This is a genomic window from Paenibacillus sp. FSL R5-0517, assembly GCF_037974355.1.
Classification (GTDB): Bacteria; Bacillota; Bacilli; order Paenibacillales; family Paenibacillaceae; genus Paenibacillus.
Genome location: NZ_CP150235.1, coordinates 312169 through 329982 on the forward strand (window position 1 = coordinate 312169; position 17814 = coordinate 329982).

Sequence of the window (17814 nt, forward strand, 5' to 3'; positions counted from 1 at the left end):
ATACTGCGGGGAGGTTGCGAAGATGAACACATCACAGGTCAGTCAAGCCCGAATCGAGCGTGTAGCTGCCCGGCGGGTCAAACGGAGATATGCGCATAATGGAGCCGCGCTTCTGTTCCTCGCCCCATGGCTTGTGGGATTGTTATTTCTCACCTTGGGTCCAATGTTGGTATCGTTATACATCTCATTCACTGATTACAGTATCCTGGCCGCCCCTTCTTGGGTCGGTCTGGATAACTACACCACGATGTTTACATCGGATAAACTGTTTACCCAGTCGCTCAAAGTCACCTTCACGTATGTCGCTGTATCGGTACCGGTCAAGCTGATCTTTGCCCTGCTGGTAGCCATGCTGCTCAATAAAGGGATTCGAGGACTTGGTATTTACCGGACCGTGTATTACATTCCGACATTGCTTGGAGGCAGCGTTGCGATTGCAATGCTGTGGCGTAAAATGCTGGGCGGTGACGGGCTGCTCAATAGTGTGCTTGCCATGGTGGGCATTAAGGCGCCCGATTGGGTTGCTAATCCGAAGTATGCCCTGTACTCCATCGTGCTTTTATCGGTATGGCAGTTTGGATCATCCATGATTATTTTCCTGGCAGGCTTGAAGCAGATTCCACCTGAATATGATGAAGCCTCAGCGGTAGATGGAGCAGGTCCTCTGCGGAGATTCTTCTATATCACGTTGCCGATTCTGTCACCCGTCATTTTTTTCAATCTCGTGATGCAACTGATTACGTCCTTTCAATCGTTCACACAGGCTTTTGTTATCAGTAATGGTAGCGGAGGACCAGTGAATTCAACCTTAATGTACTCTCTGTATCTGTACAAAAAAGGATTCTCTTTCTTTCAGATGGGCTATGCTTCCGCGATGGCCTGGGTGCTGGTCATCCTGATTGGCGTATTTACATTGCTCGTATTCCGCAGCAGCAAGCTGTGGGTGCACTATGAGGATGGTGGGAAATCATGATTGGACAACGAAACTCTAAAACATGGGTCGTCAGCAAACATATGTTGATCTCAGGCATCGCCTTTGTCATGCTCTACCCGATCCTCTGGATGTTGGGCAGTTCATTCAAACCGGGACATATGATCTTTACAGAGACCTGGTTCTGGCCACAGGAATGGAATTGGCAAAATTACATGAATGGCTGGTCTGGAATTCAGGGCAACCCGTTCTCCCGGTTCCTGACCAACTCTGTCATCCTGTCGCTTGGTGCCGTGCTGGGCAATGTCATCTCCTGCTCTATGGCGGCATATGCCTTCGCCCGACTGAATTTTCGCTTCAAAGCCATCTGTTTCGGCCTGATGCTCATGACGATTATGCTGCCCCATCATGTAACGCTGATCCCGCAGTATATTCTCTTCAACCACCTGGAGTGGGTGAATACGTATCTGCCGCTTGTGGTGCCAAAATGGCTCGCGACCGACGCCTTTTTCATTTTTCTCATGGTACAGTTCTTCCGGGGATTGCCCAAAGAGTTGGATGAGGCGGCTACCATTGATGGTTGCGGTCCTGTGAAAATTTACACCAAAATCATCATTCCACTTGCGTTTCCAGCACTGGTTACCACGATGATCTTTACGTTCTTGTGGACATGGGACGATTTCTTCAGTCAGTTGATCTACTTGAGTGACGTTAGCAAATACACCGTGCCGCTAGGTCTGCGTCTGTTCCTTGATTCGAGTTCTCAATCCGATTGGGGTCCGATGTTTGCCATGTCGGTGTTGTCGTTGGTGCCATGTTTCATTGTATTTATCGTGTGTCAAAAGTACTTCGTGGAAGGAATCGCGACCTCTGGGCTCAAAGGGTAATTCCAAGACGAAACGAGTTGATTTTTCCATGGGGAAAGGCAGATGGTCTTCATTCATTAATCAAAAGCTGCAACAAAGCAAGCTCTCCACGTTGATGGTGACTTGCTTTATTGCGTTTAACCTGTTGCTCGTCTCGGTTGTTGTCTGGTTGGCATATCAGTCTTTCTCCGCGGTCACATTTGCCGAGATTAGCAAAGCACGTCTGGCTCTTCTGAACGAGAGCACACGTCGGGGATTTGATTTCATTACAGGGATAACAGGAACCGCCTATGGTTTGGCAAGCAATCGGGAACTGTCCCATCTGCTCGAAACGGCCGATACGGGCAGACTTGCACAGATTCACCAGCGGAGAGAGGTCTCTCGAATCCTGGATCATACCATGGTCGTGAGTGACGGCATTACTTCCATTGAACTGTATACGGATGTCTTTAATGAAGTGACAGTGACGATGGCTGATCGCATATTTCCGGTGGACACCATCGCACATGACTCTTGGTTTGCTACGCTGGAAAAGGCTGATGCGGCTTGGGTACCGCTGCGTGAGAACGAATCGGGCCAATCTCTGGTCGGATACGCCCAGCGGATTTTCGACAGTCATGGCGGAACGGTTGCCTATGTGCTCATTCGACTGAGTAGAGCGGACATCGTACGCAGGTTCGCTGATGTACCCATGGTGCTTGATGGAAAAGTCTTGTTGGTAGATACGGCGGGTAATGTCGTAATGGAGATGGGGAAAGCTGATCCAGCAGGGGAGAATGTACAATCCGATCATGCTGAAGGTGATGCATTGGACGAACAGGAACGATCGAATAGGAGTAATGAAGTGAGTACAGCTCCAGAAATGGATGATGCCGTAAACGCATCTTCTTCTATTATAGATAGTGCATGGATTCAGGAGCATGTCCGGCCTGGCGCAGACGGATATGAAGTCGTTTCCGGCCAATCAGGAGGTGCGCAATTGGTGCTCTACTCCAGACCAGCCATGCTCCAGTGGCGCCTCGTACAGACTATTCCGGTGTACACACTGCTATCTCCGGTCAGACATGCGGGCTGGCAGATTCTCGGTATCGCCATACTGGGACTGTTATGTTCCGCTGTGCTTGCGTACCTGTTCGTGAGGCAGATCATCCGGCCTCTGCGACAATTGATCAAGCGAATGAGACAACTGGAGAAAGGGGACTTCGATACCCGGGTGCACCTTTCGTTTACGGAGGAATACGCCCACTTGGCTTATGGCTTTAATCATATGGCTTCACAACTCACAACGCTGATGGAACAGGTGAAGGAGGAGAGCCGGGCCAAGCGTGAAGCCCAAACGGGCTTGCTTGAGGCCCAGATCAAACCCCATTTTTTATACAACACCCTCGACATGATCCACTGGCGTGCACTCGATTATGAAGCCAAGGATATCAGCCGCATGATTGTGCAGCTTAGCAAGCTGTTACGGATTGGACTGAGTGGAGGAAGATTGTTTATTCGGGTTCGAGATGAGTTGGAGCATGCCCGTTGCTACGTTAATATACAGTCAGAGCGGTTACCGTTCTCCATTCATTATCAGGAGCAGATCGATCCACGTATTCGCGGTTGTTACATTCCGAAGATCATTTTGCAGCCCTTTATCGAAAACGCAGTTATGCACGGGCACCCTGAAGAGGGTACACTTCGAATTCAAGTGTATATGCACGAAGAGGTTGGCCCGCATGAGGATATCGTCATTCGTATTACGGATAATGGACAAGGTTTGCCGGAGGGATGGGAACTCGAAGAGACATGTGGCATCGGTGTACGGAATGTGCATCAACGGATTCAGTTGTATTGTGGAAAGAGGTATGGCGTTCAACTGAGCAATAGAGATTCAGGTGGCGTGGAAGTGACCATTACGCTGCCGCGTATTGAGACCGACGAGCAATTAAATCTATGGTTGGACGGTGAAAAATGATGAAGACCATTATGCTTGTTGATGACGATCCTCATATTGTAAAGGCATTAACTGATCATATCGATTGGTCTTCACTGGGCCTCAGCATTGCAGGTACGGCTTCCAATGGCTTGGATGCGCTGGAACTGTTCCACCGTATGAATCCCGATGTCGTTATGACTGACGTCTATCTACCGGGGATGACGGGGCTTGAGATCACCCAGACGTTGCGACGTGATCATCCCAACCTGCCGATTATCATTCTTAGTGGATATGACGAATTCGAGAACGCCAGGGCAGCCATGCGCTGGGGGGTGAATCACTTTTTGCTGAAGCCGGCTGAGGTTGAGGAGATTGAGTCTGTGCTGCGAGAGGTACTACTGGAACAAGATGTGCGAGAGCGGCATGAGCGGCTGGAGCGGACGTATAAGCAGGAAGTTGGACGGGTACTTCCGTATTTGCGCAAACAGTTTCTTCACGAACTGCTGACTACGCGATATCGGGCAGATGAACTACCTAAAGAACGCATGGACTATATAGGCATTCATATGTCCTCACAGACACGTGCGATTAGTCTGCAGCTGAATCGCCCCGTATTTTTGACACGGATGAAAGAACGAGATTGGCAGCTTCTCCGCTATGGGGCGGCTGATATTATTCAGGAGACGGTGAAGGATCAGGCAGCGCGCATGAATGGTCAGGTAGAGATTGTTGATTATTCGGATCAGGTATTTGTGTTACTTCTATTAGGTGATAAAGATATATTGGAGGAATGCCTGCCACTCATAGAGCGGATGATTGATCAGATCTTTACGTATCTGAAAATTGAAGTGAGTGCTGGAATCGGAAGATCCAAAAGTCACCCATGTGAGGCAATAGATTCTTATCTTGAGAGCAGAGAGGCAGTGGAAACAGCAGAGTTTCAGGGTGGAAGTCGTATCTACCACTACGAGGCATCTGAGGATACAGAAGCAAGTGTGACTGATTATTCATTATTACTTCGTCAATGGAATGAGGCTTGGGCGGATATTCGACCTGATCTGGCGGAAGAGCTATGGCAGGACATTCACCTTTTGCTGAAAGAGGGTAACTGTGTTGGGATACAGGATGTACAGGTGGTGGCCGTCAGTCTGTTTGACACGTTGATTCATAGCTGGAACCGACTTCATCCCATGTTAACGCCACCGCTGGCGATGAGTGATTTTTTGCGTGAAATTCAATCGAAGTATGCGTTGCATGATCTGGTAAACTGGATGGACCGTATTATCTGCAACTGGCTGGAACAGATACGCAAGGAGATGGGCGAGAAAAAAAGCAATAAACTCATCGAGCAGGTGAAACAGTATGTGGAGCTTCATTACGCTGAAGAGATTAGTTTTGAAGCGATAGCCAAGGGACTATTCGTACACCCGAAGTATTTGAGTCAACTGTTCAAAAGGGTGACAGGTGAGAATTTCGTGAGTTATTTGAACGGGTACCGAATTCAGAGAGCGCTGGAACTATTGCAGTCGGGACATTACATGGTATATGAGGTGAGTGAGATGACGGGGTTCCGTAATGCGACGTATTTCAGCCAGGTATTCAAAATGCTTACGGGCAAGAGTCCGTCTGAGGTGGGGTAAGCGATAAGGGTAAAGTATTTTAACAAAGTGAAGAGGCGGAATGGTTCTTATGATTATCGATCAACAGGAATATTACATTAAAGGCTTATCTTACTCAATTCGATCCGCAGAGGAGACAGATGCTGAGGCCTTGTCTTCACTTCGTGTACAAATGGACGGGGAAACCGAGAACATGGATCGGGAAGAGGGCGAAGCGTATATCGACGCAGCCGGGTTTAGGCGGATCATCCATTTGGATACTGATAAGTCACGGAATCTGTTCCTTGTTGCTGTAGTTGCGGGCGAAATTGTGGGGTATTCCCGATGTGAAGGCAGAGAGTTGAAGCGCTTTTGGCATAAGGTTGAGTTCGGCGTGTGTGTAGCCAGAGCGTACTGGGGACATGGGATTGGCAAGAACTTGTTAGCGCAGTCGATTGAATGGGCAGACCAGACAGGGGTAGAGAAGATGACGTTAAACGTAGTGGCATCCAACGAAAAGGCAATTGAGTTATACCAAAAGAGTGGCTTCGAGATCGAAGGTATTTTGAAAAAGGATCGGCGAAACGTTAATGGAAAGTATCACGACACGATAGTGATGGGCAGGTTCAAAGACTAATAGTAAAAAAGTGAAGATCACAATTCTATCTTGTATACAACCCATGGAGTTCAATTATTAGATTCGGTATCCACATAATAGATAGCAGTGTTATAGAATAGAGATATTGTGTTTCGTATTTTATATAACGAATGTAATGATGCTGGTTGATTAGTTCACAACCTATATTGAGAGAGATTCGACCGGTGAGCGTATATAGGATATAGTAAGAGGATATTGCCATAGGAAAAAGAGATTAATAAAAGATTGAATTAAGTTAAACCATTCGTTTGCTGATGGGATATTTTACAAGTAGTAATTGTGTTGTGTATATGATATATTCTATTTCGGCCAAAAAACACGAGAAACAAAGTGTCGCAGGCAAATCAAATAAGCTTCGAAAGAAACTTGAAAAAAAGGCTTGCTAAGTTGGTTCGGAAGTGTTATGATATAAAAGTTGCTGAGGAGAACAACGTTCGGTAACGAAACAAGTTTGATCTTTGAAAACTGAACAACGAGTGAGTAAACATTCTGCTTGCAGAATGAACGCGAAAGTTGAAACAAGCCTTGGCTTGGATCGACTGGAGCACAAATGAGATGTTTAATCTCGTCAGATTCAAAATGAGCTTATCGCTCTTTTCAATACTTTATTGGAGAGTTTGATCCTGGCTCAGGACGAACGCTGGCGGCATGCCTAATACATGCAAGTCGAGCGGAGTTGATAAGAAGCTTGCTTCTTTGATGCTTAGCGGCGGACGGGTGAGTAACACGTAGGCAACCTGCCCTCAAGTTTGGGACAACTACCGGAAACGGTAGCTAATACCGAATAGTTGTTTCCTTCGCCTGAAGGAAACTGGAAAGACGGAGCAATCTGTCACTTGGGGATGGGCCTGCGGCGCATTAGCTAGTTGGTGGGGTAACGGCTCACCAAGGCGACGATGCGTAGCCGACCTGAGAGGGTGATCGGCCACACTGGGACTGAGACACGGCCCAGACTCCTACGGGAGGCAGCAGTAGGGAATCTTCCGCAATGGGCGAAAGCCTGACGGAGCAATGCCGCGTGAGTGATGAAGGTTTTCGGATCGTAAAGCTCTGTTGCCAGGGAAGAACGCTTGGGAGAGTAACTGCTCTCAAGGTGACGGTACCTGAGAAGAAAGCCCCGGCTAACTACGTGCCAGCAGCCGCGGTAATACGTAGGGGGCAAGCGTTGTCCGGAATTATTGGGCGTAAAGCGCGCGCAGGCGGTCATTTAAGTCTGGTGTTTAATCCCGGGGCTCAACCCCGGATCGCACTGGAAACTGGGTGACTTGAGTGCAGAAGAGGAGAGTGGAATTCCACGTGTAGCGGTGAAATGCGTAGATATGTGGAGGAACACCAGTGGCGAAGGCGACTCTCTGGGCTGTAACTGACGCTGAGGCGCGAAAGCGTGGGGAGCAAACAGGATTAGATACCCTGGTAGTCCACGCCGTAAACGATGAGTGCTAGGTGTTAGGGGTTTCGATACCCTTGGTGCCGAAGTTAACACATTAAGCACTCCGCCTGGGGAGTACGGTCGCAAGACTGAAACTCAAAGGAATTGACGGGGACCCGCACAAGCAGTGGAGTATGTGGTTTAATTCGAAGCAACGCGAAGAACCTTACCAGGTCTTGACATCCCTCTGATCGATGCAGAGATGTATCTTTCCTTCGGGACAGAGGAGACAGGTGGTGCATGGTTGTCGTCAGCTCGTGTCGTGAGATGTTGGGTTAAGTCCCGCAACGAGCGCAACCCTTGATCTTAGTTGCCAGCACTTCGGGTGGGCACTCTAAGGTGACTGCCGGTGACAAACCGGAGGAAGGTGGGGATGACGTCAAATCATCATGCCCCTTATGACCTGGGCTACACACGTACTACAATGGCCGGTACAACGGGCTGTGAAGCCGCGAGGTGGAACGAATCCTAAAAAGCCGGTCTCAGTTCGGATTGCAGGCTGCAACTCGCCTGCATGAAGTCGGAATTGCTAGTAATCGCGGATCAGCATGCCGCGGTGAATACGTTCCCGGGTCTTGTACACACCGCCCGTCACACCACGAGAGTTTATAACACCCGAAGTCGGTGGGGTAACCGCAAGGAGCCAGCCGCCGAAGGTGGGATAGATGATTGGGGTGAAGTCGTAACAAGGTAGCCGTATCGGAAGGTGCGGCTGGATCACCTCCTTTCTATGGAGAATCGTTTCCCGAGTGGAAACATTCAAATACAAAATCTAGCCAGGTCGGCTAGTTACTCACTCGTTGCTCAGTTTTGAGAGCTCAAACTCTCAAACAGCTTGCTTTTGCATGGAGCTTGTTCTTTGAAAACTAGATATCGAAACGAAACAAACGCGAATTAGAACATTCCTTTTTAGCTGAACTTGTGTTAAACAAGTTTCAATAAAAACGGTAGATTGCTGGAGCGAGTGATCGAAATGGAGCGACTTTTGGATTTGCGCAAGCAAACCAAGCGGAGCGACAGCTCGAACACGAGCGCAATGGTTAAGCTACTAAGAGCACACGGAGGATGCCTAGGCGCTAGGAGCCGATGAAGGACGTGGCGAACAACGAAACTGCCTCGGGGAGCTGTAAGCAAGCTTTGATCCGGGGGTGTCCGAATGGGGAAACCCAGCTGGGGTAATTTCCAGTTACTCATAACTGAATACATAGGTTATGTAGAGGCATACCAGGGGAACTGAAACATCTAAGTACCCTGAGGAAGAGAAAACAATAGTGATTCCGTCAGTAGCGGCGAGCGAACGCGGAGAAGCCCAAACCAGAGAGCTTGCTCTTTGGGGTTGTGGGACGTCTCACATGGAGTTACAAAGGAACCGGTTAAGCGAAGAGGTCTGGAAAGGCCTGCCAAAGAAGGTAAAAGCCCTGTAGTTGAAAGTCTGTTCCCTCCGAGACGGATCCCGAGTAGTGCGGGGCACGTGAAACCCCGTATGAATCCGGCAGGACCATCTGCCAAGGCTAAATACTTCCTAGCGACCGATAGTGAAGCAGTACCGTGAGGGAAAGGTGAAAAGCACCCCGGAAGGGGAGTGAAATAGAACCTGAAACCGTGTGCTTACAAAAAGTCAGAGCCCGTTTTAGGGGTGATGGCGTGCCTTTTGTAGAATGAACCGGCGAGTTACGTTCCCGTGCAAGGTTAAGGTGAAGAGCCGGAGCCGCAGCGAAAGCGAGTCTGAATAGGGCGACATAGTACGTGGACGTAGACCCGAAACCGGGTGATCTACCCCTGTCCAGGGTGAAGGTGCGGTAACACGCACTGGAGGCCCGAACCCACGCACGTTGAAAAGTGCGGGGATGAGGTGGGGGTAGCGGAGAAATTCCAATCGAACTCGGAGATAGCTGGTTCTCCCCGAAATAGCTTTAGGGCTAGCCTCGGAAAACAGAGTCGTGGAGGTAGAGCACTGATTGGGTGCGGGGCCCGCAAGGGTTACCAAGCTCAGTCAAACTCCGAATGCCATAGACTTACTTCCGGGAGTCAGACAGTGAGTGCTAAGATCCATTGTCAAAAGGGAAACAGCCCAGACCATCAGCTAAGGTCCCCAAGTGTGTGTTAAGTGGGAAAGGATGTGGAGTTGCACAGACAACCAGGATGTTGGCTTAGAAGCAGCCACCATTGAAAGAGTGCGTAATAGCTCACTGGTCGAGTGACTCTGCGCCGAAAATGTAACGGGGCTAAACACACCACCGAAGCTATGGCTTGATGCTTTGCATCAGGGGTAGGGGAGCGTTGTATAAGGGTTGAAGGTGTACCGTAAGGAGCGCTGGACATTATACAAGTGAGAATGCCGGTATGAGTAACGAAAAGATCAGTGAGAATCTGATCCGCCGAAAGCCTAAGGGTTCCTGAGGAAGGCTCGTCCGCTCAGGGTAAGTCGGGACCTAAGGCGAGGCCGAAAGGCGTAGTCGAAGGACAACAGGTCGAAATTCCTGTACCACCGTAAGCCGTTATGAGCAATGGGGGGACGCAGTAGGGTAGTGACGCGGACTGATGGATGTCCGTCTAAGCAGTGAGGCTGATGTGTAGGCAAATCCGCACATCATTAAGGCTGAGCTGTGATGGGGAGCGAAAATTGTAGTAGCGAAGGTCATGATCTCACACTGCCAAGAAAAGCCTCTAGCCAGGTGAAGGTGCCCGTACCGCAAACCGACACAGGTAGGCGAGAAGAGTATTCTAAGGCGCGCGGAAGAACTCTCGTTAAGGAACTCGGCAAAATGACCCCGTAACTTCGGGAGAAGGGGTGCCCCGGTAGTGTGAATAGCACGAGGGGGCCGCAGTGAAAAGGCCCAAGCGACTGTTTAGCAAAAACACAGGTCTGTGCGAAGCCGTAAGGCGAAGTATACGGGCTGACGCCTGCCCGGTGCTGGAAGGTTAAGGGGAGTGGTTAGGAGCAATCCGAAGCTGTGAACCGAAGCCCCAGTAAACGGCGGCCGTAACTATAACGGTCCTAAGGTAGCGAAATTCCTTGTCAGGTAAATTCTGACCCGCACGAATGGCGTAACGACTTGGGCGCTGTCTCAACGAGAGATCCGGTGAAATTTTAATACCTGTGAAGATGCAGGTTACCCGCGACAAGACGGAAAGACCCCATGGAGCTTTACTGCAGCTTGATATTGAATTTGGGTACGATCTGTACAGGATAGGTGGGAGCCTGAGAGACATGAGCGCCAGCTTGTGTGGAGGCAACGTTGGGATACCACCCTGATCGTATCTAGGTTCTAACCTGGTACCGTAATCCGGTGCGGGGACAGTGTCAGGTGGGCAGTTTGACTGGGGCGGTCGCCTCCTAAAGAGTAACGGAGGCGCCCAAAGGTTCCCTCAGAATGGTTGGAAATCATTCGAAGAGTGCAAAGGCATAAGGGAGCTTGACTGCGAGACCTACAAGTCGAGCAGGGACGAAAGTCGGGCTTAGTGATCCGGTGGTACCGCATGGAAGGGCCATCGCTCAACGGATAAAAGCTACCCTGGGGATAACAGGCTTATCTCCCCCAAGAGTCCACATCGACGGGGAGGTTTGGCACCTCGATGTCGGCTCATCGCATCCTGGGGCTGAAGTAGGTCCCAAGGGTTGGGCTGTTCGCCCATTAAAGCGGTACGCGAGCTGGGTTCAGAACGTCGTGAGACAGTTCGGTCCCTATCTGTCGTGGGCGTAGGAAATTTGAGAGGAGCTGTCCTTAGTACGAGAGGACCGGGATGGACGTACCGCTGGTGTACCAGTTGTTCCGCCAGGAGCACCGCTGGGTAGCTATGTACGGACGGGATAAACGCTGAAAGCATCTAAGCGTGAAGCCCCCCTCAAGATGAGATTTCCCAGTATGTAAGACCCCTTGAAGACGACGAGGTAGATAGGCTGGGGGTGGAAGTGCAGCAATGCATGGAGCTGACCAGTACTAATCGGTCGAGGGCTTATCCAAATATGCAAGTGATAGTTCGCATGTTTCGTTTCGAATCTAGTTTTCAGAGAATAACAACTCTGAAATGTAAGCTATGCGTTTGGTGGCGATGGCGGAGGGGTTCCACACGTACCCATCCCGAACACGACCGTTAAGCCCTCTAGCGCCGATGGTACTTGGACCGCAGGGTCCTGGGAGAGTAGGACGCCGCCAAGCGAAACCCCACTGGGGTATTTTTTTTCGAAAATTGATAAGGGCCCTTAGCTCAGTTGGTTAGAGCGCACCTCTGATAAGGGTGAGGCCGGTGGTTCGAGTCCACCAGGGCCCATAGCAAGACCACTACAAGAAAAGAAACAAACCAGAGTATGGGGCCATAGCTCAGCTGGGAGAGCGCCTGCCTTGCAAGCAGGAGGTCAGCGGTTCGATCCCGCTTGGCTCCACCATTCCCTGATAGCTCAGTTGGTAGAGCACTCGACTGTTAATCGAGTTGTCACAGGTTCGAGTCCTGTTCGGGGAGCCATTAAGGCCCGTTGGTCAAGGGGTTAAGACACCTCCCTTTCACGGAGGTAACAGGGGTTCGAATCCCCTACGGGTCATAGCAATACCTATTGCTTTAACAAGGGATGAGAATCCCAAAGGTTCGTCGGAGGATATACCTCGTGAGCAACTGCTTCGCAGTCTCGAACGAAGTGAGAGTATCCCCTACGGGTCATATTATGGAGGCTTAGCTCAGCTGGGAGAGCATCTGCCTTACAAGCAGAGGGTCGGGGGTTCGATCCCCTCAGCCTCCACCATATAATCTTTTAACGACGCGGGGTGGAGCAGCCCGGTAGCTCGTCGGGCTCATAACCCGAAGGCCGCAGGTTCAAATCCTGCCCCCGCAATTAACTTTCCTTGAGAAAGTATTATGGAACCGTGGTGTAGTTGGCCTAACATGCCTGCCTGTCACGCAGGAGATCGCGGGTTCGAATCCCGTCGGTTCCGCCATTTTTTTAATGTAGTAAGGCTCGGTAGCTCAGTCGGTAGAGCAGAGGACTGAAAATCCTCGTGTCGGCGGTTCGATTCCGTCCCGAGCCACCATTTTTCACACCATGTAATACGCCGGTGTAGCTCAACTGGTAGAGCAACTGACTTGTAATCAGTAGGTTGGGGGTTCAAGTCCTCTCGCCGGCACCATGTAATCCTGGAGGATTAGCGAAGTGGCCAAACGCATCAGACTGTAAATCTGCTCCCGTACGGGTTCGGTGGTTCGAATCCATCATCCTCCACCAGTTTTTCTATGAGTCATTAGCTCAGTTGGTAGAGCACCTGACTTTTAATCAGGGTGTCGAAGGTTCGAGCCCTTCATGACTCACCATTATATGCGCGTGTGGCGGAATTGGCAGACGCACTAGACTTAGGATCTAGCGTCTTTGACGTGGGGGTTCAAGTCCCTCCACGCGCATTCTTTATTTGCGGAAGTGGCTCAGCGGTAGAGCATCGCCTTGCCAAGGCGAGGGTCGCGGGTTCGATTCCCGTCTTCCGCTCCAATATTTGCGCCCTTAGCTCAGCTGGATAGAGCGTTTGACTACGAATCAAAAGGCCGGGAGTTCGAATCTCTCAGGGCGCGCCATTATAACTTCATATTTTGCCGGCGTGGCGGAATGGCAGACGCGCTCGACTCAAAATCGAGTGGGAAACCGTGGAGGTTCGAGTCCTCTCGCCGGTATAGATAACGGGATGTAGCTCAGCTTGGTAGAGCACCTGGTTTGGGACCAGGGGGTCGCATGTTCAAATCGTGTCATCCCGATTTTTTTATTTGCGGGTGTAGTTCAATGGTAGAACTTTAGCCTTCCAAGCTAATAGCGTGGGTTCGATTCCCATCACCCGCTTACATATTGAAAAGAAAGAGATGGTATTCACCATCTCTTTCTTTTTTGCATTTATAGGCATATGGATCATGAATATATACAGAGATTTCAGATGATATGAGTATGTATCCCAACCTCTTGATACATTCCCCACATTTTTAGACCTGTTCTTAGTAATTCTTGAGGTGTTCCAATGAAGAAGGTTTAGTGCATTTTCGAACACTTGAATATTTTTTCTGCATCACATTTATAAAAACGCTTACAAAAATAGCTTGCGTAAATCATTAACCTGTAATACCATATCAATTAAGCGCTTAACCTTTAGGTGTAAGGCGCTTAAACTTAACGTAGATTAAGCGCTTAACCCGTAAAGGAAAGGAAGGCGATCAAATTCATGAATACAATTAGATTAACGATGGCTCAGGCACTGCTTCGATATCTGGATCAGCAATATATCTCGGTTGACGGGGTGGAAACCAAGTTCGTGAAGGGAATCATCGGTATTTTTGGACATGGCAACGTAACAGGCATTGGAGAAGCGCTGGAGCGCAGTCCGGGAAGCCTGAGGTATATGCAAGGCAAGAACGAACAAGGTATGGTGCATACGGCAGCAGCCTATGCCAAGCAGAAGAACCGTAGACAGATCTATGCATGTACAACATCCATTGGACCTGGTGCTTTAAATATGATTACAGCGGCAGCTACTGCAACGGTGAACCGGATTCCGGTTTTATTGCTGCCTGGAGATAACTTTGCTACGCGGGAACCGGACCCGGTACTTCAGCAGTTGGAAGTGAGCAGTGATTACACGATCTCAGCCACTGATCCATTCAAAGCCGTCAGCAAGTACTGGGATCGTATTGTTCGTCCCGAACAGTTGATGATTGCTGCTACACAGGCCATGCGTGTACTAACTGATCCAGCAGAGACAGGAGCGGTAACACTCGCACTGCCGCAGGACGTACAGGCAGAAGCGTACGATTACCCGGAATCATTCTTTGCACGCAAAGTGCATTATCTGGACCGTCGCCCCCCCGTACAAGCAGCGATTGAACGGGCAACGGAGCAGATTGCCCGTGGCAGAAAGCCGCTTCTCGTTGCAGGCGGCGGTGTGTTGTACTCTGAGGCGTCTGTTCAACTCGTGGAGTTCGCCGAGGCATTTGGCATTCCGATCGCCGAGACGCAGGCGGGCAAGAGCGCAGTCTCTTGGGACCACCCACTGAATGTGGGGGCCATCGGGGTTACCGGCTCTCTGGCAGCTAACAGGCTGGCGAGAGAAGCGGATGTGGTGATCGGCGTCGGTACTCGTTTCTCCGATTTTACGACGGCGTCCCGCTCTGCTTTTCAGCATCCGGAAGCTTCATTCATCAACATCAACCTGAACGGTATGGACGCCGCCAAGTTAGGCGGAGAAGCCATTCTGGCAGATGCACGCGAAGGATTGCAGGCTTTACAGAAGGAATTGCAGGAAAGACAATACCGCAGTGCATATGGCGCATCCGAAATCGCTGATCTCCGTACTGAGTGGAATGCAGAAGTAGATCGGCTGTATGGAGCACAGCATGAAGCAGGGCTGGCACAGACCACGGCAGTTGGCATAGTTAATCGGACCATTGATCCATCTTCCGTTATTGTGTGTGCGGCAGGCAGTCTACCAGGAGACCTTCATCGTCTGTGGCGTGCGGCTGAACCAAAGACGTATCACATGGAGTATGGATTCTCCTGCATGGGGTACGAGGTAAGTGGAGCGTTCGGAGCAGCACTTGCCGAGCCAGATCGTGAAGTGTACGCCATGGTCGGTGATGGCAGTTATCTGATGTTGCATTCAGAGTTTGTGACCAGCTTGCAGGAACAGAAGAAGATGACCGTTCTATTATTCAACAACAATGGTTTCCAGTGTATTCATAATTTGCAGCGGGAACATGGTAGTGATGGTTTCGGCAATGAGTTCCGTTATCGGGAATCCGAGAGTGGACGACTAACGGGGGATTACATGCCAATAGACTTTGCTGCACATGCCCGAAGCATGGGAGCCAAATCCTATAGAGCGGAGACAGCAGAACAGCTGGAACAGGCACTTCGAGATGCGAAGAACGAAACGGTGAGTACGTTGATTGAGATTCCGGTCGTGCCTGGAACCAACGCAAGTGGATACGAGTCTTGGTGGAATGTAGGAGTGCCAGAAGTATCTGCCGAAGAAAAAGTAGTTCATGCTCATCACACCATGCAAGCCAACCGAGCCAAAGCAAGACTTATTTAATCGGATTTAATAGAGCATTTTTCAAAAAATAAAGCATTATTTGTACTCCTCACGGTATAAATCGGTGGACGTATTTATCTATATATTGAAACTAAGAGCACTGCATTCCAAGTGAACCATACATGCTGAACGACAAAGGAGACGTGGAGCAATGAGCAAGCTGCCATTCCAGCTTGGGATACATCCGATCAATTGGGTCGGTGAAGATGTGAAAGAGCATGGTGATACGACAACGTGTGCGCAGATTCTGGATGACATTCAGCGCCTTGGGCTGACAGGTACAGAGATGGGACGTAAATATCCAACTGATCCCGCCATACTGCGTGAGGAGTTGAGCAAAAGGAATATCAAGCTGGTCTCTCAGTGGAAATCCGTACTGTTCTCCGACCCGGCATATCGTCAGTCGGAGCTGGACAGTTATCGCAGACATGCGGAATTTCTTCAATCTATGGGCAGTAAGGTGATCAGTACGGCAGAGGTAGGTGGGTCACTTCATTTTGATCCAAGACGAACTCCGCATGAAAAAGAAGTGCTTAGACTCAGCGAATCGGAATGGCATATTCTTGCTGAAGGGTTGAACGAGGCAGGAGCTATCGCCCATGAACACGGGTTGAAGCTTACGTACCATCATCATGGAGGCACAGTGGTCGAGCAACCGGATGAGATTGATCGACTGATGGAGTTGACGGACCCTTCTCTCGTATATCTGCTCTATGATACAGGTCATGCCTACTATGGCGGAGCCAATCCGCTGGAACTGCTGCGCAAACATTATGATCGGATTGCCTATATCCATCTGAAAGATATCCGCCCTCATGTGCTGGATGAAGCACGCGCGGAGCAGTCTGACTTTGTCGGTTGTATTCGCAGAGGCGTGTTCACCGTACCAGGGGATGGATGCATTGATTTCGAGCCAATTCTGCAAGAACTGATCACACGAGGGTACGATGGTTGGGCGATGCTTGAAGGAGAGCAGGACCCTGCGATTCATAACCCGTATGAGTATGCCAAGCGATCTTTGAGCTATATGGAGTCCTTATACCAACACAGCTAATACAGAAGTAGCGATGGGGAGAGGACCATACTCATGAAGTGAAGAGGAAGAAGGCAGCAAGAGTATAACGTTCCAATTGGAAAACAAACCTGACCTATTCTAGACGTTTACGAGTCCTCACCAATGGAATGAGTAACGAGTCTAGATATCCATATATAACATGTAAAATCTCAACACAGAAAGGGGCTCACATGCAATGACTTATGTATCCTTTCCAGAATCAAGGAAGAAGGATTTCACCGCGATTGGTCGCTTGTGCATCGACTTGAACGCCAATGAGATCAATCGCCCGATGGAAGAGACGATGACGTTCACGAAGTATGTTGGCGGATCACCGGCCAATATTACGATAGGCATGTCTAGACTGGGTATGGAGACAGCTTTTATCGGTAAGATCGCGAATGATCAGATGGGTCGATTCATCCATAGCTATCTGGAGAAGAACGGCATCGACACATCAAACGTGGTCACAGATGACACCGGAGCGGTGACAGGGCTTGCTTTTACCGAGATCAAAAGCCCAACCGATTGCAGTATCTTAATGTACCGGGACAATGTAGCGGATCTGTTATTACGGGCGCAAGAGGTGCAGGAACAGTTAATTGCTGACTCCAAAGTGCTGCTAATCTCAGGCACGGCCCTCGCACAGAGCCCATCCCGTGAAGCCGTATTACAGGCACTAACGTATGCGAAAAAACATGGAACCGTTATTGTGTTTGATCTGGACTATCGCCCATACACCTGGACATCGGACGAAGAGACAGCAGTCTATTATAACCTCGCAGCCGAGAAATGCGATATCATCCTGGGCACACGCGAAGAGTTCGACATGATGGAAACATTTGACCATAATCCGGATCATAGTGATCAGGTGACTGCACAGAAATGGTTTGATTTCTCAGCGAAGATCGTTGTCATTAAACACGGTAAGGAGGGGTCCATTGCTTATACGCGTGAAGGCCTTTCCCACCGTGCGGACAGCTATCCGGCAAAAGTAGTCAAAACGTTCGGGGCAGGCGACTCCTACGCAGCCGGGTTCCTGTATGGATTGATGCAGGGCTGGACGATTGAGCGCAGTATGGCGTACGGCAGCGGCGCAGCAAGTATCGTTATTTCGAGCCATAGCTGTTCGGATGCGATGCCAACGGTAGAACAGGTGGATGATTACATCGAACGTTGCAATCGGGGCGAGATTACCGCGCTCTGAAGCAGATTGCAATACTTTGAATAACACGGTCATACAGATCAACATCACTAATATCAGTTGAACATAAGGGATCACACATAAGCGAAGGGAGACAGG

8 protein-coding genes, 17 tRNA genes and 3 rRNA genes are annotated in these 17814 nt (G+C 49.8%); all 28 read left to right on the plus strand.

Annotated elements, in window-relative coordinates:
- Nucleotides 1–22 precede the first annotated feature (22 nt).
- The 28 genes from MKX40_RS01390 to iolC all read left to right on the plus strand — a co-directional run bounded on the left by MKX40_RS01390 (nt 23) and on the right by iolC (nt 17718).
- A complete protein-coding gene (locus MKX40_RS01390; RefSeq protein ID WP_339239119.1) occupies nt 23–973 on the plus strand; it encodes a sugar ABC transporter permease in 951 nt (316 codons plus the stop codon).
- Nucleotides 970–1818, plus strand: a complete 849-nt coding sequence (locus tag MKX40_RS01395; RefSeq protein ID WP_339239120.1) for a carbohydrate ABC transporter permease — start codon at nt 970–972, stop codon at nt 1816–1818. Before MKX40_RS01390 ends, MKX40_RS01395 begins: the two co-directional genes overlap by 4 nt.
- Before the next feature lie 28 nt (nt 1819–1846).
- A complete protein-coding gene (locus MKX40_RS01400; protein ID WP_339239121.1) occupies nt 1847–3757 on the plus strand; it encodes a sensor histidine kinase in 1911 nt (636 codons plus the stop codon).
- Nucleotides 3754–5358, plus strand: coding sequence for a response regulator (locus MKX40_RS01405; RefSeq protein ID WP_339239122.1), 1605 nt, complete (start codon nt 3754–3756; stop codon nt 5356–5358). Before MKX40_RS01400 ends, MKX40_RS01405 begins: the two co-directional genes overlap by 4 nt.
- Before the next feature lie 49 nt (nt 5359–5407).
- Nucleotides 5408–5953, plus strand: a complete 546-nt coding sequence (locus tag MKX40_RS01410; RefSeq protein ID WP_339239123.1) for a GNAT family N-acetyltransferase — start codon at nt 5408–5410, stop codon at nt 5951–5953.
- A gap of 626 nt (nt 5954–6579) precedes the next feature.
- A 16S ribosomal RNA gene (locus MKX40_RS01415) occupies nt 6580–8131 on the plus strand.
- Nucleotides 8132–8441: 310 nt separating this feature from the next.
- Nucleotides 8442–11368 (plus strand): 23S ribosomal RNA (locus tag MKX40_RS01420).
- A gap of 78 nt (nt 11369–11446) precedes the next feature.
- Nucleotides 11447–11563: ribosomal RNA gene (rrf, locus tag MKX40_RS01425) — 5S ribosomal RNA — on the plus strand.
- Together the 16S, 23S and 5S rRNA genes with 17 tRNA genes alongside form the textbook arrangement of a ribosomal RNA operon.
- 38 nt (nt 11564–11601) lie before the next feature.
- Nucleotides 11602–11675: transfer RNA gene (locus MKX40_RS01430), tRNA-Ile, on the plus strand.
- Between the two features lie 39 nt (nt 11676–11714).
- Nucleotides 11715–11790: transfer RNA gene (locus MKX40_RS01435), tRNA-Ala, on the plus strand.
- A gap of 1 nt (nt 11791) precedes the next feature.
- Nucleotides 11792–11867 (plus strand) — tRNA-Asn (locus tag MKX40_RS01440).
- A gap of 4 nt (nt 11868–11871) precedes the next feature.
- A tRNA-Glu gene (locus MKX40_RS01445) sits at nt 11872–11943 on the plus strand.
- A 122-nt stretch (nt 11944–12065) separates the two neighbouring features.
- Nucleotides 12066–12141: transfer RNA gene (locus MKX40_RS01450), tRNA-Val, on the plus strand.
- A gap of 16 nt (nt 12142–12157) precedes the next feature.
- A tRNA-Met gene (locus MKX40_RS01455) sits at nt 12158–12231 on the plus strand.
- Nucleotides 12232–12256: 25 nt separating this feature from the next.
- Nucleotides 12257–12334 (plus strand) — tRNA-Asp (locus tag MKX40_RS01460).
- Nucleotides 12335–12351: 17 nt separating this feature from the next.
- Nucleotides 12352–12427: transfer RNA gene (locus MKX40_RS01465), tRNA-Phe, on the plus strand.
- 20 nt (nt 12428–12447) lie between these two features.
- Nucleotides 12448–12523, plus strand: a tRNA-Thr gene (locus MKX40_RS01470).
- Between the two features lie 9 nt (nt 12524–12532).
- Nucleotides 12533–12618: transfer RNA gene (locus MKX40_RS01475), tRNA-Tyr, on the plus strand.
- Between the two features lie 10 nt (nt 12619–12628).
- Nucleotides 12629–12704, plus strand: a tRNA-Lys gene (locus MKX40_RS01480).
- Nucleotides 12705–12710: 6 nt separating this feature from the next.
- A tRNA-Leu gene (locus tag MKX40_RS01485) sits at nt 12711–12791 on the plus strand.
- 10 nt (nt 12792–12801) lie between these two features.
- Nucleotides 12802–12876, plus strand: a tRNA-Gly gene (locus MKX40_RS01490).
- 6 nt (nt 12877–12882) lie between these two features.
- A tRNA-Arg gene (locus MKX40_RS01495) sits at nt 12883–12959 on the plus strand.
- A gap of 17 nt (nt 12960–12976) precedes the next feature.
- Nucleotides 12977–13055: transfer RNA gene (locus MKX40_RS01500), tRNA-Leu, on the plus strand.
- A gap of 7 nt (nt 13056–13062) precedes the next feature.
- Nucleotides 13063–13136, plus strand: a tRNA-Pro gene (locus tag MKX40_RS01505).
- 11 nt (nt 13137–13147) lie between these two features.
- A tRNA-Gly gene (locus MKX40_RS01510) sits at nt 13148–13218 on the plus strand.
- Between the two features lie 373 nt (nt 13219–13591).
- The gene (gene iolD, locus MKX40_RS01515) at nt 13592–15457 is read left to right on the plus strand and encodes a 3D-(3,5/4)-trihydroxycyclohexane-1,2-dione acylhydrolase (decyclizing) (RefSeq protein ID WP_339239124.1); all 1866 of its coding nucleotides are present in this window, start codon (nt 13592–13594) and stop codon (nt 15455–15457) included.
- A 151-nt stretch (nt 15458–15608) separates the two neighbouring features.
- Nucleotides 15609–16511, plus strand: a complete 903-nt coding sequence (gene iolE / locus MKX40_RS01520) for a myo-inosose-2 dehydratase (protein WP_339239126.1) — start codon at nt 15609–15611, stop codon at nt 16509–16511.
- Nucleotides 16512–16707: 196 nt separating this feature from the next.
- On the plus strand, nt 16708–17718 hold the full coding sequence (gene iolC / locus MKX40_RS01525) for a 5-dehydro-2-deoxygluconokinase (RefSeq protein ID WP_339239127.1): 1011 nt from the start codon (nt 16708–16710) through the stop codon (nt 17716–17718).
- Nucleotides 17719–17814: the final 96 nt, after the last annotated feature.